This is a genomic window from Sulfitobacter faviae (assembly GCF_029870955.1).
Classification (GTDB): domain Bacteria; phylum Pseudomonadota; class Alphaproteobacteria; order Rhodobacterales; family Rhodobacteraceae; genus Sulfitobacter; species Sulfitobacter faviae.
The window spans coordinates 2,442,033-2,466,440 of the sequence record NZ_PGFQ01000001.1 but is presented as its reverse complement, the minus strand read 5'-3'; the positions used below and the strand labels follow the sequence as shown (position 1 = coordinate 2,466,440).

21 protein-coding genes, 3 pseudogenes and 1 riboswitch are annotated in these 24,408 nt (G+C 64.4%); of the genes and pseudogenes, 6 read left to right on the top strand and 18 right to left on the bottom strand.

Annotation, left to right across the window (positions count from 1 at the left end):
• Window positions 1-70 precede the first annotated feature (70 nt).
• The 5 genes and pseudogenes from glyS to CUR85_RS12700 all read right to left on the bottom strand — a co-directional run bounded on the left by glyS (window position 71) and on the right by CUR85_RS12700 (window position 4,605).
• Window positions 71-2,157, bottom strand: a pseudogene (gene glyS / locus CUR85_RS12720) (glycine--tRNA ligase subunit beta).
• 92 nt (window positions 2,158-2,249) lie between these two features.
• Entirely contained in the window at window positions 2,250-2,513 is a 264-nt protein-coding gene (locus tag CUR85_RS12715) for a DUF1206 domain-containing protein (RefSeq protein WP_280322677.1), read from the bottom strand.
• Between the two features lie 101 nt (window positions 2,514-2,614).
• The gene (locus CUR85_RS12710) at window positions 2,615-3,064 is read right to left on the bottom strand and encodes a DUF1206 domain-containing protein (protein ID WP_280322676.1); all 450 of its coding nucleotides are present in this window, start codon (window positions 3,062-3,064) and stop codon (window positions 2,615-2,617) included.
• A gap of 81 nt (window positions 3,065-3,145) precedes the next feature.
• The gene (locus CUR85_RS12705) at window positions 3,146-3,661 is read right to left on the bottom strand and encodes a DUF6446 family protein (protein ID WP_067262612.1); all 516 of its coding nucleotides are present in this window, start codon (window positions 3,659-3,661) and stop codon (window positions 3,146-3,148) included.
• Complete coding sequence (locus CUR85_RS12700) at window positions 3,658-4,605, bottom strand: glycine--tRNA ligase subunit alpha (protein ID WP_067262615.1); 948 nt, start codon at window positions 4,603-4,605, stop codon at window positions 3,658-3,660. The genes CUR85_RS12705 and CUR85_RS12700 overlap by 4 nt, the downstream gene beginning before the upstream one ends.
• Window positions 4,606-4,760: 155 nt before the next feature.
• Between CUR85_RS12700 and CUR85_RS12695 the strand changes: the two genes are divergently transcribed.
• Window positions 4,761-6,611, top strand: a complete 1,851-nt coding sequence (locus CUR85_RS12695) for a serine protease (RefSeq protein ID WP_136720182.1) — start codon at window positions 4,761-4,763, stop codon at window positions 6,609-6,611.
• Between the two features lie 65 nt (window positions 6,612-6,676).
• On the opposite strand, the gene CUR85_RS12690 is transcribed toward CUR85_RS12695, so the two are convergent.
• From CUR85_RS12690 to CUR85_RS12660, 7 genes are all read right to left on the bottom strand, one after another.
• Complete coding sequence (locus tag CUR85_RS12690) at window positions 6,677-8,125, bottom strand: TrkH family potassium uptake protein (protein WP_067262848.1); 1,449 nt, start codon at window positions 8,123-8,125, stop codon at window positions 6,677-6,679.
• An 81-nt stretch (window positions 8,126-8,206) separates the two neighbouring features.
• Window positions 8,207-8,455, bottom strand: a complete 249-nt coding sequence (locus CUR85_RS12685; RefSeq protein WP_067262845.1) for a hypothetical protein — start codon at window positions 8,453-8,455, stop codon at window positions 8,207-8,209.
• Window positions 8,452-8,583, bottom strand: a complete 132-nt coding sequence (locus CUR85_RS12680; protein ID WP_269451586.1) for a hypothetical protein — start codon at window positions 8,581-8,583, stop codon at window positions 8,452-8,454. The genes CUR85_RS12685 and CUR85_RS12680 overlap by 4 nt, the downstream gene beginning before the upstream one ends.
• 87 nt (window positions 8,584-8,670) lie before the next feature.
• On the bottom strand, window positions 8,671-9,762 hold the full coding sequence (gene folE2, locus CUR85_RS12675; protein WP_067262842.1) for a GTP cyclohydrolase FolE2: 1,092 nt from the start codon (window positions 9,760-9,762) through the stop codon (window positions 8,671-8,673).
• Window positions 9,763-9,839: 77 nt separating this feature from the next.
• Window positions 9,840-11,030, bottom strand: a complete 1,191-nt coding sequence (gene metZ, locus CUR85_RS12670; protein ID WP_067262840.1) for an O-succinylhomoserine sulfhydrylase — start codon at window positions 11,028-11,030, stop codon at window positions 9,840-9,842.
• Window positions 11,031-11,093: 63 nt separating this feature from the next.
• Window positions 11,094-11,170, bottom strand: a riboswitch (SAM riboswitch).
• Window positions 11,171-11,232: 62 nt separating this feature from the next.
• The gene (locus CUR85_RS12665) at window positions 11,233-11,838 is read right to left on the bottom strand and encodes an inner membrane-spanning protein YciB (protein ID WP_136720184.1); all 606 of its coding nucleotides are present in this window, start codon (window positions 11,836-11,838) and stop codon (window positions 11,233-11,235) included.
• A 10-nt stretch (window positions 11,839-11,848) separates the two neighbouring features.
• A complete protein-coding gene (locus tag CUR85_RS12660) occupies window positions 11,849-12,751 on the bottom strand; it encodes a DMT family transporter (protein WP_067266166.1) in 903 nt (300 codons plus the stop codon).
• A 63-nt stretch (window positions 12,752-12,814) separates the two neighbouring features.
• Between CUR85_RS12660 and CUR85_RS12655 the strand changes: the two genes are divergently transcribed.
• Entirely contained in the window at window positions 12,815-13,300 is a 486-nt protein-coding gene (locus CUR85_RS12655) for an MgtC/SapB family protein (RefSeq protein WP_067266169.1), read from the top strand.
• A 33-nt stretch (window positions 13,301-13,333) separates the two neighbouring features.
• On the opposite strand, the pseudogene ftsY reads toward CUR85_RS12655, so the two are convergent.
• Together ftsY and CUR85_RS12645 are read right to left on the bottom strand one after the other, a co-directional pair.
• Window positions 13,334-14,688, bottom strand: a pseudogene (gene ftsY / locus CUR85_RS12650) (signal recognition particle-docking protein FtsY).
• Between the two features lie 94 nt (window positions 14,689-14,782).
• Window positions 14,783-16,495, bottom strand: coding sequence for an NAD(P)H-dependent oxidoreductase subunit E (locus CUR85_RS12645; RefSeq protein ID WP_067266172.1), 1,713 nt, complete (start codon window positions 16,493-16,495; stop codon window positions 14,783-14,785).
• 159 nt (window positions 16,496-16,654) lie between these two features.
• Here CUR85_RS12645 and CUR85_RS12640 point away from each other — a divergent pair, with 159 nt between their 5' ends.
• Both CUR85_RS12640 and CUR85_RS12635 read left to right on the top strand, forming a co-directional pair.
• The gene (locus CUR85_RS12640) at window positions 16,655-17,620 is read left to right on the top strand and encodes an alkane 1-monooxygenase (protein WP_343245450.1); all 966 of its coding nucleotides are present in this window, start codon (window positions 16,655-16,657) and stop codon (window positions 17,618-17,620) included.
• A 76-nt stretch (window positions 17,621-17,696) separates the two neighbouring features.
• Window positions 17,697-18,086, top strand: a complete 390-nt coding sequence (locus CUR85_RS12635) for a hypothetical protein (protein WP_067266225.1) — start codon at window positions 17,697-17,699, stop codon at window positions 18,084-18,086.
• A gap of 6 nt (window positions 18,087-18,092) precedes the next feature.
• On the opposite strand, the pseudogene xseA reads toward CUR85_RS12635, so the two are convergent.
• A pseudogene (xseA, locus tag CUR85_RS12630) lies at window positions 18,093-19,653 on the bottom strand (exodeoxyribonuclease VII large subunit).
• A 70-nt stretch (window positions 19,654-19,723) separates the two neighbouring features.
• Between xseA and purD the strand changes: the two are divergent.
• Window positions 19,724-20,989, top strand: coding sequence for a phosphoribosylamine--glycine ligase (gene purD / locus CUR85_RS12625; protein ID WP_067266180.1), 1,266 nt, complete (start codon window positions 19,724-19,726; stop codon window positions 20,987-20,989).
• A 34-nt stretch (window positions 20,990-21,023) separates the two neighbouring features.
• Here the strand turns inward: purD and CUR85_RS12620 are convergent, their stop codons facing one another.
• Window positions 21,024-21,719, bottom strand: coding sequence for an FG-GAP repeat domain-containing protein (locus tag CUR85_RS12620; protein ID WP_067266183.1), 696 nt, complete (start codon window positions 21,717-21,719; stop codon window positions 21,024-21,026).
• On the bottom strand, window positions 21,719-22,042 hold the full coding sequence (locus tag CUR85_RS12615) for a 2Fe-2S iron-sulfur cluster-binding protein (RefSeq protein ID WP_067266186.1): 324 nt from the start codon (window positions 22,040-22,042) through the stop codon (window positions 21,719-21,721). The genes CUR85_RS12620 and CUR85_RS12615 overlap by 1 nt, the downstream gene beginning before the upstream one ends.
• Window positions 22,043-22,187: 145 nt before the next feature.
• Here CUR85_RS12615 and CUR85_RS12610 point away from each other — a divergent pair, with 145 nt between their 5' ends.
• Window positions 22,188-22,757, top strand: coding sequence for a peptidoglycan-binding domain-containing protein (locus tag CUR85_RS12610; protein WP_280322675.1), 570 nt, complete (start codon window positions 22,188-22,190; stop codon window positions 22,755-22,757).
• Window positions 22,758-22,811: 54 nt separating this feature from the next.
• On the opposite strand, the gene CUR85_RS12605 is transcribed toward CUR85_RS12610, so the two are convergent.
• Window positions 22,812-24,245 carry a Do family serine endopeptidase gene (locus CUR85_RS12605; RefSeq protein ID WP_394376118.1) on the bottom strand — a complete coding sequence of 478 codons (1,434 nt, stop codon included), beginning with the start codon at window positions 24,243-24,245 and terminating at the stop codon, window positions 22,812-22,814.
• Window positions 24,246-24,408: the final 163 nt, after the last annotated feature.

The window sequence follows — 24,408 nt, the reverse complement described above, 5'->3', positions numbered from 1 at the left end:
GCACCTTAATCGTTCCGGTGCAGCATAGGGGTTGAGGCAGAAGGGGCAAGGGATCTCGCCCCCTCTGGGGTCAACCGTCCAGTTTGGTCAAGTCCGCCACGGCGCTACAGATCGTGCGGATGCGGCTCAGCAGATTAAGCCGGTTGCGCCGCACCGTGGGGTTCTCGGCGTTGACCTGCACCGCCTCGAAGAAGGCATCGATCGGCCCGCGCAATTCGGCCATGGCCGCCATCGCGGTCGAGAAATCCTGCGCCGCCATTGCCGGGGTGATCTTGGCCTCTGCCTTGTCGAGTGCGGCGAAGAGGTCTTTTTCGGCCTCCGTCTCGGCAAACTTCGGATCGGCGCCAAAGGAGTATTCCACGCCATCGGCCTCTTCGGCTTGGCTGAGGATGTTGTTGGCGCGTTTGAAGCCTTGGATCAGGTTTTCGCCATCGTCGGTTTTGAGCGTTTCCGACAGGGCACGGGCGCGTTTGACCAGCAGGGTGAGGTCGTCGCTGCCGTCCATGGCGATGCAGGCGTCGATGACGTCGTGACGGATGCCTTGGTCGCGCAGGTAGACTTTGAGGCGGTCGTGGATGAAGCCCAGAATGTCGGCAGTGTCAGCCCGGCCCGCGTCACGGTCGCCGACGATCTCGGCGCTTTGGCCCAGTACGTCGTTCAGTGACAGCGACACATCATTCTCCACCAAAATCCGGATCACACCCAAGGCCGCACGACGCAGCGCGAAGGGGTCCTTGCTACCGGTCGGCTTCTCGTCGATGGCCCAGAACCCGGTCAACTTGTCGATCTTCTCGGCCAAAGCCACGGCAATCGACACTGGCGCGGTCGGCACGTCGTCGGACGGTCCCAGCGGCGCGTAGTGGTCTTTGGCGGCGTCTGCGACGGCATCCGACATCCCCGCCCTGCGCGCGTAGTAGCTGCCCATCAGGCCCTGCAACTCGGGGAATTCATAGACCATCTCGGAGCTGAGGTCGGCCTTAGCGACGCGGGCAGCCTTTTCGGCCTCATCGGCGTCAGCACCGACCAGCGGCGCCAATTCGCGCGAGAGGGTCGCCATGCGGTCGATCAACTCGGCCTGGGTGCCGAGCTTGTTATGGAAGGTCACGTTTTCCAGCGCCTTGACCCAAGTCTCCATGCCCGCGCCGGTGGTGACGCTGCGCAAGTCGTTGTCCCAGAAGAACTTGGCATCCGACAGCCGCGCGCCCAGCACCTTTTCGTTGCCCGCAAGGATCGTGGCGCCCTCGTCGGCGGTGGTGCGGTTGGCGACGGTGACGAACCGCTCGATCTGCCCCGACTTCGGGTTGCGGACCGAGAAGAACTTCTGATGCTCTTTCATCGAGGTTTGCAGCACCTCCGGCGGCAGGCCGAGGAAATCCTCGCCGATGCGGCCCATCAGCACGACGGGGTATTCCACCAGGCCGCGACCTCGGCCAGAAGCCCTGCGTCCTCAACCACTTCCAGCCCGGCGGCGAAGGCCATGTTGGTGGCATCATGCCAAATCGTATCGGCCCGCGTCGCGGGGTCGAGCACGACAAAGGCGCGGCTGAGCTTGTCCTGATAATCCTCGAAACCCGCGACTTCGATCTCGTCGGGGGCGAGGAAACGGTGCCCGCGCGTGGTGTTCCCGGCGGTGATCCCGTCGATGGTCAGCGGCACCACCTCGGCCCCGGCCTCATCGCTGATCACGCAGAGGATGGAATGCAGCGGGCGGACCCATTTCAGGCTACCACTGCCCCACCGCATGGACTTTGGCCAGGGGAAATTGCGGATGGTCTGCTCCAGCACCTCGGCCACGATCTCGGCGGCGGGGCGGCCCGGCTTCTCGATCTTGGCGAAGAGCACCTTGCCCTTGGGCGTGTCGCGCTCCTCAAGCTGGTCGCGGGTCAGACCCGCGCCGCGGAGGAAACCTTCGACGGCTTTCTCGGGCGCGTCAGCCTTGGGGCCCTTGCGTTCCTCAACCTGTCGCGGGCTGGCGGCGAGCATGTCGCCAAGCGCGAGCGTCAGGCGGCGCGGCGTGGTGAAGACGGCAGCGGAGCCATAGGTCAGACCGGCCTCGACCAAACCGTTGGTCACCAGCTTTTGCAGGTCTTCGCCCGCGCGTTTCTGCATCCGCGCGGGAATTTCTTCGGAAAAAAGTTCAATCAGCAGATCTGGCACGGGCGGCCCCCAATTCTTGCCGCGACGGCGGCGTCTCATCGGGGGCTTGGATAACGAGTGCTAGGCGGAGGGTCTAGCCCCCCGCCCCGCGTTTAATCCAACAAGGTGCGGATATCCGGGTCGGAGAATTTTGGCACCACGCGGTAGCCCGCTTCGACGAAGTTATAGACCGCGAAACCGATGAGCCCCAGCCCGGCACCGCCCAGAAGGAAGCGCCCAAAGGCCATGCCGCGCAGGTCTTGCAACGCCTCGCCCAGACCGCCCGCCTGTTCGGGGTTAGCCGTGAGCGCCGCATAGCCCAGCGAAAAGGCGACGAGCGCGAGAATGCCGCCATAGATGACAAGGCCAATCTTCACGATGGGGTCGATGCTTTCGGTGAAATGGGTGCGCGCCAGATGGCCCTTATACTTCCCGCTCAGCCCTTTGTAGGCGTAGTAAATCCCCGCGCCCAGCAGGATCAGCGCCCCGCGGCCACGATATAGCGCCCGGCGGGCATGGCCATCAGCTTTTGCGTCCAGTCCTGCGCAGAACTGCCGCCGGAGTTCTTGCCGCTCATCGCCAGAGCGAGAACCGAGACGCCGATACCGCCGTGGATCAGCCCGGTCGTGATCTGCCCCAGCCGCGCGATCAGCCCCTTGGCGTCAGTGCCGTGGTCTTCGACATCCTTCACGCCCGCGGCGACCCGCCAGACCAGATAGGCCAGCAGCCCGATGCCGATGGCAAAGAGCGCGGGGATGCCATAGGGCTCATCCCGCAGCGCCGCGAGGGCGTCTTTCGTACCCGAGGCTTGGGTGCGTTTCAGGGCGGCCAAAAGCGCCAGCGCGCCGATGATCGTATAGATCACCCCGCGCGCGCCATAGCCTGCGCGCATCACCCATTTCAGCCCCTCATGTGTTTTCTCTGACATTTTCGCCCCCGTTCTATGTGGGGACAAGCGTTCGGCAGCGGCAAAAGGTTCCGCCGAAAGGGGCCGCGCGCGGCGATAAGATCAGTCGGCGGGGCGTTCCGGGCAGGCCTCACCCACCACGGTGCCGTCATAGGACTTCTCACCACAGTCGTTCAGCTCATGCCAGATATAGCCGCGCCCGTCGTCGGTCAGCGCCACGATCCGATCGACGCCGTAGTGCACGTTTTTGCCGCCGAGGAAGGTCAGCGCGCTGCCCGCCTCGATCTCAGCCGCGATGGCGGGGGCGTCGAAACAATCGAACCAGCCCGGCGCGTTGCGCGGATCGGTATGCTCGGTGATCTCATAGGTCTCGGTCGCCATGGCGAGGCTGATGTCATGCTCGAAACAGGCGCGAAACCGGATCGGGGAACTGTCGGCGTCGATGGCCTGTAGGTTCTCCGCCGCGATCTCCTCCGGCTCCTCCGTCGTCAGAGAGACGAGTTCAACCTTGGCCTCGGGCACATCATGGTAAAAGCCGTAGATCTGAAGGTAATAGAGCGCCGCACCGGCGATCACTGCGGAGACGAGGATCACGATGCCAACAATCTTCCCGCTCATGCCGCGCTGTCCGCCTCGGGCGTCCAGCCGCCCGCACGGGTCTGCACGAAGGCATCCGCGCATTGCTTGGCCAGCGCCCGCACCCGCCCGATATAGGCCTGCCGCTCGGTGACCGAGATCACGCCGCGGGCATCCAGCAGGTTAAAGATATGGCTCGCCTTGATGCATTGGTCATAGGCCGGATGCGCCATGACGATGCGCTTGCCGGTCTTGGGGTCCTCGGCGGGCTGTTCGAGGATGTATTTGCAATGCGCCTCAGCCTCATTGAACTGATCGAGCAGCACCTCGGTATTGGCCGTATCGAAGTTCCAGCGCGCGAATTCCTCTTCGGTCTGTTTGAACACATCGCCGTAGGTCAGCGGGATCGGCGCGTCGGGGCTGTTGAAGGGCATGTCCATGACGTGATCGACACCCAGCACATACATCGCCAGACGCTCCAGCCCGTAGGTCAGCTCACCCGAGACGGGGTGGCAGTCATGCCCGCCGACCTGCTGGAAATAGGTGAACTGCGACACTTCCATGCCGTCGCACCAGACTTCCCAACCCAGACCCCAAGCGCCGAGCGTCGGGCTTTCCCAATCGTCCTCGACAAAGCGGATGTCATGCAGCGCCATGTCGATGCCGATGGCCTGAAGCGAGCCGAGGTACAGCTCCTGCAGGTTCGGCGGGCTGGGTTTGATCAGCACCTGATACTGGTAGTAGTGCTGCAAACGGTTCGGGTTCTCACCATAGCGCCCATCGGTGGGGCGGCGCGAGGGCTGAACATAGGCCGCGGCCCAAGGCTGCGTGCCAAGGCTGCGCAGCGTGGTGGCCGGGTGAAAGGTGCCCGCGCCCACTTCCATGTCGTAGGGTTGCAGCACCGCGCAGCCCTGCCGCGCCCAATAGCTCTGCAAAGCAAGGATGATCTCTTGGAAAGAGCGTGGTTTCTGCGCTGCGTCAGACATGGTGATTGCCCCTTAATGATGCGCGCCTTTCCTACGTCTGCAAACCATGGGGGTCAATCACAGCTTTATCAGAATTTCGCCCCCTTTGGCATGGCATTCGCGCCGCTTTCCGGCGTAATCTGGCTCGGATTTGGTTTTGCGAGAGTTGAGTGACGATGAAGCGAATTCTACGTGCCCCCGTGGCGATCTTCTTGGCCCTGAGCCTGACCTGGGCGGGCCTTGCGCGGGCGCAATCGGCAGAGGATGTCGTTTGGGTTCAGATCGAGGCGCAGCCGTCCTTGGCCGAGGCCACGGATCGGGCGCGCGCCTATGAGACCCTGTTGGATGACGTGAATGGCTTTGCCTTGGGCGGCGGCTGGTACGGCATCGCCGTAGGCCCCTACCGGCGCGAGGATGCGGAACTGGTGCTGCGCAGCTATGTGCGCGACGGTCTGGTGCCGCGCGACAGCTTCATCCAGCAATCCAGCCGGTTCCAGCAGCAGTTCTGGCCCGTGGGTGACAACGTTCTGGAAACCGGCGTGATCGACGCACCCGTGGGCGTGGATGGCGTTGCGCCAGAGGAAGCCGCCGCGGGCAGCACCACCCCCGATGTCACGACAACCCCGCTTGATCCCGCAGCGACGGAGGGTGAAACCGAAGCCGCAGAGGCCGAGACCGCCCCGGCCCCCACCCCGCCCGAACCGGATGAGACCCCAGCAGAGGCGCGCCGCTCGGAACGCGCCCTTTCGGCGCAGGAGCGCAAAGACCTGCAAATCGCCCTGCAATGGGCGGGCTTTTACGACGCCGCGATTGACGGTGCCTTTGGCCGCGGCACCCGTGCCTCCATGCGCGCCTGGCAAGGCGCCAACAGCTATGAGCAGACCGGTGTGCTGACCACCCGCCAGCGCGCCGCGCTAATGGCGCAGTATAACGCCGTGCTCGACGGGCTGGGCTTGCAACTGGTGCGCGACGAGAAGGCCGGGATCGAGATCATGATGCCCACCGCCGAAGTCGACTTCGCCCGCTACGAGCCGCCCTTTGCCCATTACGACAGCAGCGGCAACATCGGCGCGCGGGTCTTGTTGATCAGCCAGCCGGGCAATCAAGATACGCTCTATGGCCTTTATGACATCATGCAAACGCTTGAGATCGTCCCCTTGGATGGCCCGCGCGAGCGCAAGCGCAATTCCTTTGAGCTGATCGGCGAAAACGGCAGCATCATCAGCCAGACGCAGGTCTCGTTGGAGAACGGTCAGATCAAGGGCTTCACGCTGATCTGGCCCGCCGGGGACGAAGACCGCCGCCGCCGCGTGGTGGCCGAGATGTCGAAAAGCCTCACGCGTCTGCCCGGCGTGCTCGATGCTGCCGCAGGCAACAGCGACGCGCAGGCGATTGATCTGGTCGCCGGCCTGCAAATCCGCCAGCCCAAGATCGCCCGCAGCGGCTTTTTCATCGATGGCAATGGCGCGGTCGTCACCACCAGCGAAGTCGTGGGCTCTTGCGGGCGGGTGACACTGGACGCCGATACCGATGCCACGGTGGTCGCCACCGATGAGGCGCGCGGCCTAGCCCTGCTCAAACCCGAAAGCCGCCTCGCCCCGCTGGCCGTGGCCGAATTCAGCAACGCGGCCCCGCGCCTGCAATCGGAAATCTCCGTCGCGGGCTACTCCTACGAGGGCGTGCTGAGTGCCGCGACACTGACCTTTGGCGCGCTGTCGGACCTCAAGGGCCTGAACGGAGATGAGACCCTCAAGCGCCTCTCGGTCAAGGCCCAGCCTGGCGATGCCGGGGGTCCGGTCTTTGATGAGAATGGCCACGTCGTGGGCATGTTGCTTCCCCAGACGGAAGCGGACCGCAAACTGCCCGAAGACGTGAGCTTTGCCCTTGATGGTGATGTGATCCTCAAGGCAGCGCAGGATGCCGGGCTGGGCAGCAAACAGGCGCAGGGGGCCACAGGCCCGATCGCGCCGCGCGACCTGACGCTGCGCGCGCAGGGCATGACCGTCTTGGTCAGCTGCTGGGAATAACGCGGGGGCTCAGCCCCTAGCGACAAAGACAAAGGGCGGTGCCATCGGCGCCGCCCTTTCGCGCTTCAAGCGCGCCAGAACTTGGCGGTGAACATGACGTAGACCGCCATCAGTTCCAGCCGCCCGATCCACATGGCGATGATCAATATCCACTTCGCCGTGTCATTAAGGCTGCTGAAGTTCCCCGCCGGGCCGATGATCTCTCCCAATCCCGGGCCGATGTTCGCCAGCGCCGCCGCCGCCCCCGAGACGGAGGTGACGAAATCCAACCCCGTCAGGCTCAGCGCGACCGAGATCAGGCCAAGCGATACGACGAAGAACATGAAGAAGGACATCACCGAGCTTAGCACGTCCGCCCCCACCGGGCGGCCGTCGTAGCGCGGGGTAAACACACCGTGGGGCGAACGGATCCGCCGTAGCTGCGCGCGGATCGACGCAAAGAGCAGTTGATAGCGGAAGATTTTGATCGAACAGGTGGTCGAGCCCGCGCAGCCGCCGATCAGACCGATGAAAAAGAACAGCGCCACGGCAAAGCTGCCCCATTGCATATAGTCCGCCGAGGCATAACCGGTGCCCGAGATGATCGAGGTGATGTTGAACAGCGCTTCGCGCAAAACCCGCTCGGATTCATAGGTCGTGCCGCTGCGCAGAACGAAAAAGACGATCACCACCAGAAAGGTCATCGTCATGAAAAAGCCGCGCACCTGCGGGTCGCGGTGCAGGGCCACGGGGTTGCCGTTGATCAGCTGCACATAGCGCACGAAGGGCAGCGCGGCGAGGATCATGAAAATCACGGCGACATATTCGGCGGGGCCGGAAAAGGTGCTGAAGGAGGCGTCGTAGTTAGAAAAACCACCCGTCGAGACCGTTGTCAGCGCATGCACCGTCGCGTCGAAGGTAGACATCCCAAGGGCCAGATAGCTCAGCATGCAGGCCAGCGTGAGCCAGAGGTAGATCACCGAAATCTGCGTCGCGATCTGCCCCGCGCGGGGCAGGATTTTCCCGAAAGTGTCGAAGGATTCGGATTTGAAGATCTGCATACCACCGACCCGCAGCTCAGGCAGGAAGACCATGGCGACAACGACGATACCAATGCCACCCAGCCATTGCAGGATCCCACGCCAGATCAGCAGACCTTTGGGCAGGTCTTCCAACCCGGTCAGCACCGTGGCCCCGGTGGTCGTCAGCCCCGACATCGCCTCGAACATCGCGTCGGTCACGCTGGCCTCGGTCGCGCCCAGCACGAAGGGCAAAGCCCCGAAGAGCGGCAGCATCAGCCAGACGCCAGTGGTCAGCATGAATGTCTGTTGAATGGTGAGCCCTTCGCGGACTCCATTGGCGCTGGCGAGGGCGATCATACCGCCGCCCAGCGTCGTGATCAGCGCGCTTTCGACAAAGACCCACCATTGGCCCCGGCCTTCGGCCAGATCGACCAAGATCGGGATGATCATGGCAAGGCCGAGCACGGCCACCAAAAGGCCCACGACATATCCGACAGGTCGTATATCCAACATGCGCGCAGCGTTGGCTTGGCCGCTCGTCGCTGTCAAGCCGAGACGGGACCGGGGCGCGATTTGGCCCCGGTCCGTGTCGTCTTAGATGTAGTAGAGGTCTTTGAAAACGTGGTGAACGATGTCGTCACGTTTGATGCCCATGGCGGCCAGTTCTTCGTCGCTTTTCGCTTGCAGGCCTTGGACCTGCTCAAAACGGCGTTGGGCGGTGGAGCCCATCATGATGCCATGGCCGATCCCCGCGAAAAAGCGGCGCAGACCGGCGCCGGCGCGCCGCAGCCCTTCGAGGGGAGAGACGGAGTGGGCGGGGTGAGCAGTGCTCTGGTAGGTCATCTGATTGCCTTTGCAATTTCCAGTATTTCGATGACCGCTAAATAGGCAATGCTGCGCCGCAGCAGAACCGACGTTTTCGCATAGCCGCTGGTCGGGACTTGCAGGGCTGACAGGGCGATATTCGCCATTTCCGCGCTAAGACAGGCGAAATGCCCCGCAAAGGGGCGCGGCGCGGGCTGCGAACAACCAATGCGCGATTGCCGCGCCGTGCGGGGTCAGCCGACGTGAAAGAGGGTGTTGAAAAGCTTGGGGTCGATGCTCTGCGCGGCAAAAGTCTCGCCTTGGGTCAGCACGCTGATCGCATCGTGGCTGTGCAGGCTTTCTTGATGGCTGGCGACGATGCGGAAATCGCCCACCCGGCCATCGGCCAAAAGCTGTTCGCAAAACAGCCGCGCGGCATCCTCGACAAAGATCGGATTGGCGGCGTTAAGCTCGGCGAACGCCTGTTCGTCTTCGCGTTTGACCATGACCTGCGTCTCGGTCGGCACGGCGCGGCGGCAAATCTCGATCAGGTCTTCGAACCACAGGCAATCGCCCTCGTCCCGCGTCTCGACCGATACCCGCGCGACGGAGCGCTGCGAATGCGGCGTCGCCAATTGCCCGCGGGTCTGACGCGCGTGTTCGCTCAGTTCCAGCGAACAGGGGCAGGTGCTGGAATAGACATAGTCGAGATGCACGATCTTCTTGCGCTCGCCGTTCTGTTCCACCAACTCCAGCGCGATGTCGTAATACTGATAGCCGGTGAGGCCCGAGCGCAGGCTGCCGATCTTCATCGGGAAGGAAAAGCGCATCTGAATCCGGGCATCCAAGCTCTCAAGATCGGCCTTGTAGTCGTCCAGCGCCGCTTCGATCACCTCAAAGCTAAAGGTCGCCTCGGCATGGCGGTAGAAGCTGCGCATGATGCGGGACATGTTGATGCCCTTCTTCTCCGCATCGAGCGAGACCGTACCGGTGACCGAGGTCTCAAGCCGCAGATCCCCGCCCTCGCGGCTGCGATAGCGGATCGGCAGGCGAAAGTTTGAGATGCCGACATGCTGGATCAACTGCTGCGCGCCGCGGATCAGGCTGGAGGGGCCGTTTTGCAGATCCGGCAGGCTGGCGCGGTAGTTGTCGCCCGCTGTGAAATCTTCGGGATAGGCGCGGCTAAGGGCGGGATATTCGGTGGGGGCCAGCATCCGCGCCATCGCCGGGTCCAGCGCCGCAATCTCGGCCGGGGTGGCCGTTTCGGCCCAAGCGCGCAGCGTGGCGAGCGCGGATTGCGCCGCCTCCCGGTCCGGTGTCTCGGACATCTCAGTCACGATGTTCATTGCGCGGCCCTCCGGTCTGTCGCTCTCAATGTATGATGCGCGGGGCCAAAATGCCACCGCGCCCGCGACACATCAGGTCAGGCTTGCGCCGCCGCATCCAAGGCTTGCAGCAGATCGGCCTTGAGATCGCCGCTATATTCCAGCCCCACGCTGATCCGCACCAGCCCCGGCGTGATGCCCAAAAGATCTTTGGTGTCCTGCGGCAGACGCTGGTGGGTGGTGGTGGCCGGATGGGTGACGATGGTCTTGGCGTCGCCAAGGTTGTTTGAGATCACGCCCACCTGCAACGCATTCAGGAATGCGAAAGCCGCCGCCTTGCCGCCCTTGAGGTCAATGGACAGCACCGTGCCCCCTGCCCCCATCTGGCGCATCGCCAGTGCGTTCTGCGCATGGCCCGCAAGGCCCGGGTAAAGCACCCGCGCCAAGGCCGCGTGACCTTCCAGCGCCTCGGCCAATTCCTGTGCGCTGGCCGCCTGCGCCCGCACCCGCAGGTCAATGGTCTCCAACCCTTTGAGCATGATCCAAGCCGTGAAGGGGCTCATCGAGCCGCCGGTGTGTTTCATGTAAGGCTCAAGCGTGCCGCGGATGAACTCGCGGCTGCCCAGCACCACACCGCCAAGCGCACGGCCCTGCCCATCGATATGTTTGGTCGCGGAATAGACCACCACATCCGCGCCCTGCGAGATCGCGCGCGAAAAGACCGGCGTGGCAAAGACATTGTCGACCACAACCAGCGCGCCCTTGGCATGGGCGAGCTTGGCCACGGCCTCAATGTCGATCACCTCAAGCGTGGGGTTGGCCACGGATTCAAAAAACACCGCGCGGGTGTCCTCGCGGATCGCGGCCTCCCAAGCGGAGAGGTCGCTGCCGTCGACGAAAGTGACCTCCACCCCGTAGCGGCCAAGGATCTCTTCCAGCACATAGATACAAGACCCGAATAGCGCCCGGGCCGAGACGACATGATCGCCCGCCTTCAGCATCGAAATCAGCGCGCCCGAGACCGCCGCCATGCCGCTGGCGGTGGCAAAGGCATCCTCGGCCCCTTCTAGCGTGGCGATGCGGTCCTCGAACATGGCCACCGTGGGGTTGCCATAGCGGGCATAGATGAACTCATCCGGGCCGATCTCTTCGAAACGCGCCTCGGCTTGTTCGGCGCTGTCATAGACGAAACCTTGGGTCAGGTAGATCGCTTCGCTCACCTCGCCATATTGGCTGCGGCGGGTGCCTGCGTGGATCGCTTGGGTGCGCGCGTGACGGTCGTTGCTCATCTATCTCATCCTTCCGGCCCGACCTCGCGGGCATAAAAAAACCCCAGACGCGGCCAAGCGAAAGGGTCTTTCATCCTGACCTTTTAGCGGCATGTTTAACGTGGCCCACAATCCGGTAACAAATCGCCACGCGGGGTGGATTACGCCGCGCGACGCTACAGGTCAACAGTTTCGCGCGGGGCCTTCGTTAAATTTGAGCGGATCAGCCATGGTCTTTCTTTTCGCCGTAGGCTTCGAACAGCTTGCCCTGCGCCATGAAGAAAACGAAAATCGCCGCTGTCAGGCCGAAAGTTTTGAAGTAGACCCATGTGTCGGTCGAGAAGAACCGCCAGATCACCTCATTCGCCAGCGCCAGACCAAAGAAGAAATACATCAGCCGTTTGGTCAGCAGCATCCAGCCCTCATCGCGCAGGGGCATCATCTCTTCCATGACGTATTTCAGGTAGGATTGCCCGCGCAGCAGGCCGACGGCCAGAAGGCCGCCGAAAAGCACATAGATCAGCGTCGGCTTCATTTTGAAGAAGCGGTCATCGTTCAGCCAGACCGAGAGCCCGCCGAAAATCACCACCAGCACCACGGTGGCGACCTGCATCCGGCTCAGCTTGCCCGTCAGCGCCCAAAGCGCGCCGGTCGAGAGCACCAGCAGCGGCACGAACATCGCGGTGACGACGATAAAGCCGTCATACTCCGTCCCGCCGAAGGTGTAGGTGTTATCCTTGAGCCACAGATAGGCCACAAGGAAGGCCAAGACCGGCCCGTATTCCAAGCCTGCCCGCAACATTGGGTTGATCTCTCTTGGTTCTGACATGCCTGTTCCTTTAGCCGCCTATTTCAACAATCACCGCCCCGGCTGCGATCAGCGCCATCAGCGCGATGCGGCGCGGGCCGACGGTTTCTTTCAGCACCAGCACCCCGATCAGCGCGGCAAAGACGGTCGAGGTCTCGCGCAGCACCGCCGCCTCGCCCACCTTGTCGAGCCGCGTGGCCAGCATGACCGACCCGAAACTCGCAAAAGCGATGATCCCGCCGATAAAGCCGCGCAGCATCAGCGGCGCCACCTCGGGTGGGTTCTCCATCGCGTGCCAGCGCCGCCATGCGATCACCGGCATCACCAACCCGTCGATCATGAAAAACCATGCAAGGAAGGTGAAAGGATCCGCCGTGGCGCGGATGCCGTATGCGTCATATGTGGTGTAAAGCGCCACGAACAAGCCCGTCAGCACCGCCAGCCCGAGCGCTGCGTGCAGCGTATCGCGCGCGGCGACCAGATTGCGCAGGTTATAAAGAGCAAGGCCGAAGATACCGCTTAGCAGCACTGCCACGCCAAGCCATTGCACCGCGTTGAACCGCTCACCAAAGATCAGATAGGCGCCGACCACGGCAAAGAGCGGCCCCGTGCCGCGCACCACCGGGTAGACCACCGTATAGGCGCCCTTGGTATAGGCCCATGCCTGCAACAGCTTGTAGATCACATGGATCACGAAAGCGCCGAGGAAGATCACCCACATATGCGGCTCGGGCCAAGGCACGACGAAAAGCGCAAAGGGGGCCGCCATCACGCCATAAGAGACATCGATCGCCCCGCGCGTGAGCCACGGATCATGCCGCCCCTTTTGCAGCGCGCCGAAAACCGCGTGCAGGAAGGCTGCGGAAAGCGCCAGCCACAGGGCCGCGGTGTGGCCCGCGGGGGTGCCTTCGATCGACAGGATCCAATCGGTCATCGCGGAACCACCACCGCGGCGAGAGGTTTATACTTCAAAGCCTTTATCACCAACGGAATTTCCATGTTTGAAAGCCTGATCGCCGATCTTACCCACAGTTTTTCCAAAGTGCCGGTCACCGTCGCCGCGGCGCGGCTGCTGATGGCCGCCTTTCTGGCGGGGGTCGTCGGGTATGAGCGCGAACGGCGCGACAAGCCTGCGGGGCTGCGGACCCATATCATGGTGGCCATCGCCGCCTGTCTCTTCATCATCATCGGGCAAGAGCTTGGCAGTCTGGAGTTCGGCGATGGCGACCAGATGCGCTTCGATCCATTGCGCCTCATCGAGGCGGTGACCGCAGGCGTCGCCTTCCTCGCGGCGGGGATCATTTTCACCTCGAACGGAGAGGTGCGCAACATCACCACCGGCGCGTCGATGTGGCTGGCCGGGGCCATCGGCCTGTCCTGCGGCGCGGGACAAATCCTGCTGGCCTGTTTGACCGCAGGGGTCGTGGTGCTGGTTTTGACCGTTCTGCGCTGGATCGAACGAAAGCTTGGCACCCATGACTGAACAGGGCCGCCACTTTCGGCGGCCAGTGTACTCTCAGCCATCCGTGCCCACCAAGGCGGCGGCGAATTCATCCGGGTCAAAGGGCGACAGATCGTCAATCTGCTCGCCCACGCCCACGGCATGAATGGGCAGGCCAAAGCGATCCGCCAGCGCCACCAGCACGCCACCCTTGGCGGTGCCGTCAAGCTTGGTCATCACCAGACCGCTGACATCGGAGATCTCCTGAAAGACCTTCACCTGATTGACCGCATTCTGCCCCGTCGTCGCATCCAGCACCAATAGGGTGTTATGCGGCGCGGTCTCATCCTTCTTGCGGATGACGCGGACGATCTTGGCCAATTCCTCCATCAGGTCGCCCCGGTTTTGCAAGCGGCCCGCCGTGTCGATCAGCAACAGATCGGCCCCCTCTTCCTGCGCGCGGCCCATGGCGTCAAAGGCAAGACTCGCCGGGTCGCTGCCCTCGGGCGCGGTCAGCACGGGCACGTTGGCGCGTTCGCCCCAGACCTGCAATTGCTCTACCGCGGCGGCGCGGAAGGTATCCCCTGCGGCGATCACGACCTTCTTGCCCGCCGCACGGAATTGCGAGGCCAATTTGCCGATGGTCGTCGTCTTGCCCGAGCCGTTCACACCGACCACCAGCACCACTTGCGGGGTCTTGGCATAGAGCGGCAAGGGCCGAGCCACAGGCTCCATGATCCGGCTGACTTCGCTGGCGAGCAGTTTTTTGATCTCAGCCACCGAGAGTTTTTTGCCAAAGCGCCCCTCGGCCATATTCGCGGTGACCCGCAGCGCCGTGTCGACGCCCATGTCGGCGCTGATCAGCAGCTCTTCGAGCTGTTCGAGCATCTCGTCATCCAGCGTCCGGCGCACCACGGGCTGCGCGGCGCCGCGCCCCATGAGACGGCCCAGAAGACCCGGTTTGGCGGCGGCGGCCTCGGCTGGGGTTTCGTCCAGCGCCGGGGCGACGGGGGTCATCGCTTGGCGCAGGTCGGTCGCCGCGGGAACTTCCTCCGGGGTCGGTGCAGGCTCGGGGTCAGCGGCGGGGGGTCCTGCGCGGGTCTGGGGTCCGGCTGGGGCTCAGACGGTTCGGGCTGCGGTTCAGGCGCAGGCTGCGGCTCGGGTTCTGGGAGCGTCTCGGGTTCCGGGGCGGGTTCAGGCGCGGGGGTCGGCTCTTCCGCCGCCTCCCGCTCTGCCGCCAACATCGGGCCGCTGTCCTCCTGCCCGTCGGGCATCACGTCAGAGGCCGCGCCGGGCTGGTCCATCACCGCATCCACGGGGGCCGCTTCGGCCTCCGCCTCTCCGCCATCGCTGACGATTGCCTCCAACCCCTCGTCGAGTTTAGACGAGGATTTGAACAAGCGGTCCTTGAGCTTCGTGAAGAAGGCCATCGGCGTCTCCCATGCAGTTTCGTCTTGATCTATAGGCTTGCCCGCGCAGATGGAAGGGCGCCCGGGCAGATCAAGCCCGCCGGGAGGGGCGAGGTCAGATTTCATCGGGGAAATGCTGCATCACCAGCCGGATCGGGTTCGGCGCCGCCTGCCCCAGCCCGCAGATCGAGGCATCGACCATGGCGGTCGACAACGCCTCCAGCAGGTCTTGGTCCCAGCGGTCCTCCTGCATCAGCTTCACCGCCTTTTCACAGCCGACCCGGCAGGGCGTGCATTGGCCACAGCTTTCATCCTCGAAAAACCGCAGCATGTTGAGGGCGGCGGCCCGCGCGCTGTCGTGTTCCGACAGGACGACCACCGCCGCCGAGCCGATGAAAGACCCATGTGGCTGCAACGTGTCAAAGTCCAACGGCAGATCCGCCATCGACGCGGGCAACAGCCCCGAGGACGGCCCACCCGGTTGATAGGCTTTGAACAGATGGCCCTCTGCCATGCCCCCCGCCGAGGCGATGATATCGGTGATGGTCGAGCCTGCGGGCAGCAGATACATCCCCGGGCGCGCCACACGGCCCGAAACGGAATAGCTCCGCAGCCCCTTGCGGCCATTCTTTTCGACCCCATTCAACACCTGCGGCCCCTCGCGGCAAATGCGGGCGATCCAATGCAGAGTCTCCACGTTATGCACCAAAGTCGGGCGGCCAAAGACACCGACCTGCGCCACATAGGGCGGGCGGTGGCGCGGCAATCCGCGCTTGCCTTCGATGCTTTCGATCATGGCGCTTTCCTCGCCGCAGATATAGGCGCCCGCCCCGCGGCGCAGATCGACATAGCCGGGCGTAATGAGGCCCGCACCTTCCAGAGCGCCAATCTCACGGCGCAGGATCTCCAGCACCGCCGGGTATTCGTCGCGCATGTAGAGAAAGACTTTCTCCGCCTCCACCGCCCAAGCGGCGATCAGCATCCCTTCGAGGAAGAGATGCGGCCTGCGTTCGAGATACCAGCGGTCCTTGAAGGTGCCCGGCTCGCCCTCATCGCCATTCACCGCCAGATAGCGCGGGCCGGGATTGCCGCGCACGAAGCCCCATTTCTTGCCCGAGGGGAAACCAGCCCCACCAAGGCCGCGCAGCCCAGCCTGCAACAATTGCTCCTGCACCGCTTCCCAATCGCCCCCCTGACGCAGGTTCAACAGCGCGTTGTAACCCCCTGATGCCGCGTAGGTTTCGTAAGTTTCATAGCCAGGCAGGTGGGCATGGGTATCTCCGGCGCCAATGGCCGCAAGAACTTTCTCGGGCGTCGCGTGGTCGATATGGTTATGCCCCAGTTCCAGCACCGGCGCCGTGTCGCAGCGCCCCATGCAGGGCGCGCGCAACACGCGCACTTCGGTCGGGTCCAACCCCTCCTCCAACGCGGTTTTTAACGCCTGCGCCCCGGCCAGCTCGCAAGACAGCGAATCGCAGACGCGGATGGTCAGCGCGGGCGGCGGGGTCTCGCCCTCTTTCACCACGTCGAAATGGGCGTAAAAACTGGCGACCTCATAGACCTCGGCCATCGACAGGCGCATCTCTTCGGCCAAGGCGCGCAGATGCGCGGCCGACAGGTGGCCAAAGCGGTCTTGGATCAGATGCAGAAACTCGATCAGCAGATCGCGGGCGCGCGGGCGGTTGCCCAACAGCGCGCGGACCTCCTCCCACGCCGTATCCTCCAACTGCCGCCCCTTGGGGTGATGCCGCCCCTTGCCCTTGCCGGATTTCCAAACGCCCTTTCGCGGCTCCCCCGCCGCAGCCTTGCCGTGATCGTCCAGCGCCATGTCTCTCCCCCCGCCTTGCTTTCCGCCTTGGTAACAAATCCAAAGCCCTAGGCGCGATCAAAAAGCGACAATCGCGCGGGTGTTTGCGTTGTGCACGGCCCCTGCGGCGGGCAGAATACGGGGCCGAGCCGATTGGCGTGGGGTCGCAGGGGAAAACGCATGCTGTGGTATGTGATCGCAAGTCTGACACCGGCGGTGCTGATCGCCGCGGCCGCCCTCTGGGGCGGGGTCTGGCCCGTGCTGGCGCTGTTGTCGATCACGGTGCATGTGGCCTTTATGGACCGGTTGGGCCGCGCGCTGCGCCTTTCCGACAGCTCGGGCCGCGCCCTGACGCTGACCTTGGCCGCCGCGCATTTCCTGCTGCTGCCGCTCGGGGTCTGGGCGATTGGCGCAGCCCCGCATCTTGAGGGGCTGGACCGCGCCCTGATCTTTGCCGCCCTTGGCCTGTTTCTGGGCCAGATCAGCAATTCCAACGCCCATGAGTTGATCCACGCCCGCCGCCGCCTGCCCCGGCGGATTGGCACGGCGATCTATATCTCGCTGCTGCACGGGCACCACGTCTCGGCCCATCTGCGGGTGCATCATCCCGCCGCCGCCACCCCGGCTGACCCCAACTCCGCGCCCAAGGGCATGGGGTTCTGGCGGTTTCTGCTGAGCGCAAGCTGGGGGGAGTTTCGCGCGGGGTGGCAGGCCGACAGCGCGCAGCGGGCGCGCAAGACGGGGGCGAAAGGGTTGCACCCTTACGTGCTCTACCTCACTGGCGCGGCGCTGGCGCTGCTCACGGCGCTGCTGCTAGGCGGGGTCGACGGGCTGCTCGCCTATATCGGGCTGGCGGCCTATGCGCAGATGCAACTGCTGCTGTCGGACTATGTGCAGCACTATGGGCTGCGACGAGAGCAGCGCCCCGATGGCCGGTTCGAGCCGATGCGCCCGCAGCACAGTTGGAACGCGCCCAAATGGTACTCCGCCGCGATGATGCTGAACGCCCCGCGCCATTCGGACCACCACATGCGCCCCGCCCGCGCCTTCCCGGCGCTGGAAGTGACCCATGATATGCCGAAACTGCCCTATTCCCTGCCCGTGATGGCGGTGATTGCCCTCGTTCCCCGCTTTGGCGGCGGATGATGGACCGGCGCGTGGCGCGGTGGCATCGGCGCTGACCCCACTGGCGCGGGGCGCGGGCTTCTGGCAGGCTGGTGGCATGAGACATGCCTTCGCCCTGATCTGCGCCTTCCTTCCACTGCCTGCCTTGGCCGAGATGTCGGCGGCGGAGTTCGAAGCCTATACGGAAGGCAAGACGCTCTATTTCGGCCAGTCCGGCGCGCCCTATGGGGCGGAAATCTATCGCGAGAACCGGCGCGTGCAGTGGTCCTTCCTCGATGGCCATTGCAAAGAGGGGCGCTGGTATGAGGCCGATGGGCTGATCTGCTTTGTCTACGAAGACGACCCCGCCCCGCAATGCTGGAGCTTTAGCGAAAACCCGACCGGGCTGGTCGCACGGTTCGAGAATGACCCGACCGAGACCGCGCTTTATGAGGCGAGGGAAATGACCGAGCCGCTGCTGTGCCTTGGGCCGGAGGTCGGGGTCTAGGCCAGTTCAGCCCTCGCCTTTGACCGGCAAGCGACCGTCGGCGAATTCGATCTCCAGATGCGCCGCCTTCTTGGCAGCCTCCGCACTGGTCACCACATCACCGTCGCCCCGCACCACGGCGAAACCACGGGCCAGCGTTTCGCGGTAGCCGAGCGTGCCGAGCGTGCGGCCCATCGCGTCGATCTGGCGGCGGCGGCGGTCCTGATCGGCGCGGCCTGCGCGCGCCAGCCGGGCCAGCACCTCTTTCAACCGTTGGTCTTGGCGCGACAGGTCGCGGCGCAGAACCTCGGGGCGGAAGGTTTGTGTGCGATCGACCAACCGCTCGCGGCGGCGGAGGATTTGGCGGTGCAGCACCTCGGGGTGGAACCGGTCAATCCGCGCGGCCAGCCGTTCGCGTTGCCCGGCCAAATTGCGTTGCCACGCCGGGTCGAGCCGTGCCGAGAGCTGCGCCAGACGCTGACGATCCGCCTCCAACTGGCGGCGCAGGGTGCCGGGGCGCAGAGCGCCTGACATATCGGCCAGCTTGACGCGGCGGCCTTGGACGCCTGCGATCAGCGCGGGGGCCAGTTTCTCCCCCCGCGATCAAGGCGCTGGCGCGGCCCCTCCAGCAGCGTGTCGGCCCGGGGCAAGGCCCGCGCCAGATCCCGCATCCGCTGGCTGCGACGGGTCAGCCCTTGGCTCAGCGCCTGACGCATCCTCGCGCCCTGCCCCTCCAGCCATGCCGCCAGCTCATGCCGCACCGGCACCGCCAATTCCGCCGCCGCCGTCGGCGTGGGCGCGCGTTTGTCCGAGACGAAGTCGATCAGCGTCGTGTCCGTCTCATGCCCCACGGCAGAGATCAGCGGAATGTCCGAGGCTGCCGCCGCGCGGGCGACGCTTTCCTCGTTGAAGCCCCAAAGGTCTTCGACCGAGCCACCGCCACGGGCCACGATGATCAACTCGGGCCGGGGCAACGCGCCACCGGGGGTGAGCCGGTTGAACCCTTGGATGGCGCGCACCACCTCGGGCGCGCATTTCGCGCCCTGAACGGCGACCGGCCAGACCAGCACCTTGCGCGGGAAACGATCCCGCAGCCGGTGCAGAATGTCACGGATCACGGCCCCGAGGGCGATGTCACAACGCCGATAATCTCGGGCAGATAGGGCAGCGGGCGTTTGCGTTCGGGGGCGAACAGCCCCTCTGCCGCCAGCGCCGCCTTGCGTTTCTCCAACAGCGCCATCAGCGCGCCCATGCCCGCCGGTTTGATGTCCTCGATGACGATTTGGTATTTCGACTGCCCGCCAAAGGTGGTGATGCGCCCGGTGGCGATGACCTCCATCCCCTCTTCGGGCTGGGTCTCAAGCCGTGCGGTCACGCCTTTCCAGATCACGCCCGAGATGACCGAGCGGTCATCCTTGAGGTCGAGATAGACATGGCCCGAACGCGGGCGGCTGACGCGGCCCACTTCACCGCGAATCCGCACATGGCCGAACTCCCCCTCGATCACCCGTTTAATCGCGCCCGAAAGCTCGGTCACCGTGAATTCGGGGCTGTTGTCACCGGGGGCGGGGTCGTCGAACAGATCCATCTGTGCACCTTGTGTCTGTGGGCCCCCCAGCTTAGAACGCGGAGCAACGAAGTCCAAGGGAGTGCGCGGCATGAATATCCTGATCCTCGGCAGCGGTGGCCGCGAACATTCACTTGCTTGGGCGGTTATGCAGAACCCCAAATGCGACAAGCTGATCGTGGCACCGGGGAACGCGGGCATCGCCGCCATCGCGCAATGCGCCAAGCTCGACATCATGGATGGCGCGGCGGTTGTGGCCTTCTGCGAGGGCAATAACATCGATTTCGTCGTCATCGGCCCCGAAGCGCCCCTCGCCGCGGGTGTGGGCGACGATCTGCGCGCGGCGGGTTTCGATGTCTTTGGCCCCTCCAAAGCAGCGGCGGCGCTGGAGGCTTCCAAAGCCTTCACCAAGGAAATCTGCGACGCCTGCGCGGCCCCCACGGCGGGCTATGGCCATTTCACCGACGCCGCCAGCGCCCGCGCCTATGTCGAAAAGCAAGGTGCGCCCATCGTGATCAAGGCCGACGGTCTGGCGGCAGGCAAGGGTGTCATCATCGCCATGAGTGACGCCGAAGCGTTGGCCGCCGTGGATGAGATGTTTGACGGTGCCTTTGGCGAGGCGGGTGCCGAGGTCGTGATCGAAGAGTTCATGGAAGGCGAAGAGGCGTCTTTCTTCGTGCTCTGCGACGGGGAGACGGTGCTGCCCATCGGCACGGCCCAAGACCACAAGCGGGTCGGCGAAGGCGACAGCGGCCCCAACACCGGCGGCATGGGCGCCTATTCCCCCGCCCCGGTGCTGAGCGACGAGATCGCCGAACGCGCGCTGAATGAGATCATCCGCCCCTGCATGGCCGAGATGGCCAAGCGCGGAATGCCCTATCAGGGCGTGCTCTATGCCGGCTTGATGATCAAGGACGGCCAGCCGCGGCTGGTGGAATACAATGTCCGTTTCGGCGACCCGGAGTGCCAGGTGCTGATGATGCGCCTCGGCGCGCAGGCTTTTGATCTGATGCAGGCCTGCGCAAAGGGCGCGCTGGCCGATATGCAGGTGACCTGGGCCGAAGATCACGCGCTGACCGTGGTGATGGCCGCCAAAGGCTACCCCGGTGACTATGAAAAGGGCAGCGAGATCAAGGGCCTCTCCGCCCTGCCCGAGGATAGCGCCAATATGGTGTTCCACGCGGGCACCAAGGCGCAGGACGGGGCGATCTTGGCCAATGGTGGGCGGGTGCTGAATGTCACCGCACGCGGGGCCACGCTGGCCGAGGCGCAAGAGCGTGCCTATGCGATGGTCGATGGGATCGAATGGCCCGAAGGGTTCTGCCGCCGCGACATCGGCTGGCGCGCGCTGAGCTGACGGATGGCGGCTCTACCAGAGCCGCAGCCGCCCCTCATTCACAGGCCAGCGCCTTGGCAAAGCTCTCGGCCCCCGCAAAGGGGCCGATATCGCGCCGTGCAAGCTGCCCGCCTGTCAGGCGCACCCCCACTACACGTTCCCAATCGGCATCCGCCAGCACCATCTCCGGCCCTGCACCGCAATCGCGCAAACCGCCTGAGATATGCCGCTCTCCGATGCGGTGATTGGTCAGCCCCGTCATCTGTGCAATTTCGCTGAGCCGCCCATCGGCAAAGCGCCAGACCCGCAGCACCCGCGCCAGATGGGGCCGGTCGACATAGGCGATCTCGACAGCGCCATCGCCATCTAGGTCGGCGGCACCTATGGGGGCGAGCCACCGGTTGCTTTGGCCGATATGCGGGGTCTCGGTGATCTTGCCCTCGGGACCGTAAATCGCCAGCGCCGCGCCGCGGCTCACGTCCGTCTCGATCACCAGAACCTCGGGCGCGCCATCGCCGGTCACATCCACCAGCCGGGGGGCGATATCTTCGAAAACATGGTCGCGCGGCAGATGGAAGCGCCGCGCACCGCCATTTGCCAGAGAGACCTGCAAGCCGCCCCATTCCAGCGCGTCGCCAAGAATGCCATGGGCGTAGCGCCCGGTGGGCGCGATGTAATGCGCGGCGGTGATGGTCTCCGCCGCCGCATCTGTTGCGATCAGCGCCAGCAGTGCCGCGCCGATCCCCCGCATCAGATTTGCTTTTCCGGCATCTGCACGCGCAGACCGTCCAGCGCATCGGTGACCTTGATCTGGCAGGTCAGACGCGAACGCGCGGGATCGGGCTCGAAGGCGAAGTCGAGCATGTCTTCTTCCATGTCGTCCATCGGCGGCAGCTTCTCGGCCCAAGCCGGATCGACATAGACATGGCAGGTGGAGCAAGCGCAGGCCCCGCCACAGTCGGCTTCGATGCCGGGAATGTTATTGTCCCGCGCGCCTTCCATGACGGTGAGACCATTGGCCACCTCGACCACATGTTCGGTGCCGGAGTGTTCGACATAGGTGATTTTGGCCATGATGATGCCCTTTCGTCCTAAAAGTTCGGCCTTGTTTAACGGGCTATGGCAGCCGGTTCCAGCCCCCTTTTCGCAAGGTCACGGCGGGCCCGACATTGCGGTGGGCAAGGCCCACGCATCCCGCTAGTCTGCCCCCGAACAACAGTTGAGCCCGAGAGACCGGCATGACACAGCCCCTCCCCCCAGAACCGCGCGGCGCTGCGCCGCTTTGCTGCTGGCCGTCGCGGCCTTGACGGGTTGCGAGACGGCGGCACCGGCCACGCCCCGCCCCGAGCCGGGGGTGCTAGAGGCCACCCGCAACGGCCCCGCAGGCGCGCCGGAGGGAAGCTGCTGGGGCCGCACGGTCAGCCCTGCGGTGATTGAGACGGTGACCGAACAGGTCGAAGTGACCCCGGCCAAGATGAACCCCGATGGCAGCATCGCCAAACCGCCCGTCTATAAGACAGAAACCCGGCAAGAGATCGTGCGCGCACGGGTCGACAACTGGTTCGAAACCCCCTGCCCCGACGTGCTGACGCCCGAGTTCAACAGCAGCCTGCAACGGGCACTCGAGGCGCGGGGGTTTTACGCGGGGCCAATCACTGGCGAGATGGACAAAGCGACACGGGCGGCGGTTCGACGCTATCAGGCTCGGCAGGGGCCGAACAGCGAGGTTCTGTCGCTGAGCACGGCACGGGCGCTTGGACTTGTGGCGGTGCCTCGACAAAACGGCTGACCCTGTAACGCAAAAGGGCGCCCGCAGGCGCCCCTTCCAAACCGTTACGGCAGATCACTCCGCCAATGACAGCGCCACAAAGCGCGGGTCGCCGCCCCGGCGCACCAGCAGCAGCAGAGAGCGGCGGCCCGCCTCTTTCGCCGCGGCGATCCGGGCTTCGAGATCGGCAATGGTCGACACCTGCTCCTGCCCCGCTTCGGTGATGATATCGCCCATGCGCAGGCCCTTCTCGAAGGCCTCCGATGTTTGATCCACATCCGTTACGGCAAGGCCGGTCATATCGTCATCGGCCCCGAGTTCCGCGCGCAGCTCGTCTGTCAGCGGCATCAGGGTCAGGCCCATCAGCATGGTCGACTGCGGCTCGACCTCGGCCCCCTCATCGGCGTTGTCATCCATACCGTCGGGAACCGCGCCATCGGCCTCTTCGCGGCGGCCAAGTACGACCTTGATGGTCTGGGTCTTGCCGTCACGCAGCACGGTCACGCGCACCGTCGCACCCACGGGGCTGTTGCCCACCTGACGGACAAGACCACGGGTATCGACCACTTCGACACCGTCGAAGGATTTGATCACGTCGCCGGTTTTGAGCCCCGCCTCACGCGCAGGCCCCTCCGGCACATCGGTGATCAGGGCGCCGACGGCTTTCTTGAGGTCCATGGCATCGGCCACGTCATCGGTCACGTCCTGAATGCGCACGCCCAGCCAGCCGCGGCGGGTCTCGCCATATTCCTGCAATTGGTCAATCACGCGGGTGACGACATTCGACGCCATCGAAAAACCGATGCCGATGGAGCCGCCGTTGGGCGACAGGATCGCGGTGTTCACGCCGATCACCTCGCCATCCATGTTGAACAGCGGCCCGCCGGAGTTGCCGCGGTTGATCGCGGCGTCGGTCTGAATGTAATCGTCATAGGTGCCCGACAGCGCCCGGTTGCGCGCTGACACGATGCCAGCCGAGACCGAAAAGCCCTGCCCGAGCGGGTTGCCCATGGCAATCACCCAGTCCCCCACCCGCGCGGCGTTGCTGTCACCGAAAGAGACGAAGGGCAGCGGCGCGTCCGCTTCGACCTTCAAAAGCGCGATGTCAGTCTTGGGGTCGGTGCCGATGACCTCGGCGACCAATTCCTCGCCCGAGAAGAATTCGATGGTGATCTCATCCGCGCTTTCGATGACGTGATTGTTGGTCACCACATAGCCATCTTCGGAAATCACGAAACCCGAGCCAAGGGCCGAGGAACGGCGGGGCCGGTTGCCCTCACCATTGTTGCGGTCCTGAAACTCGCGAAAGAAGTCTTCGAAGGGCGAGCCTTCGGGCACGATGCCCTGCGGCCCGGTGCGGCCCTCAACCGTGGTAGAGGTGGTGATATTGACCACCGAAGGGCTAATTTTCTCGGCCAGCGGGGCGAGGCTTTCGGGTTTGGCCAGCGCCATGCTGGCTTGCAGGATCAGGAGGGTCAGCGCCATCACCCCCATTGCCATCGCTCGCATCCAGTGGGTGTGTTGTGCTGTTGTGGACAGGGAAACCGCCTTGGCCTGCATTCATCGTCTCCTGATTGTTCCTGTTGTTGCCAACGTGGGCAGAGTGCATTCCGAAAGGACGCGCTGCAACAGCAAAGATGGGGCCGATCACGGGCATTTCAACGGGTGGGAG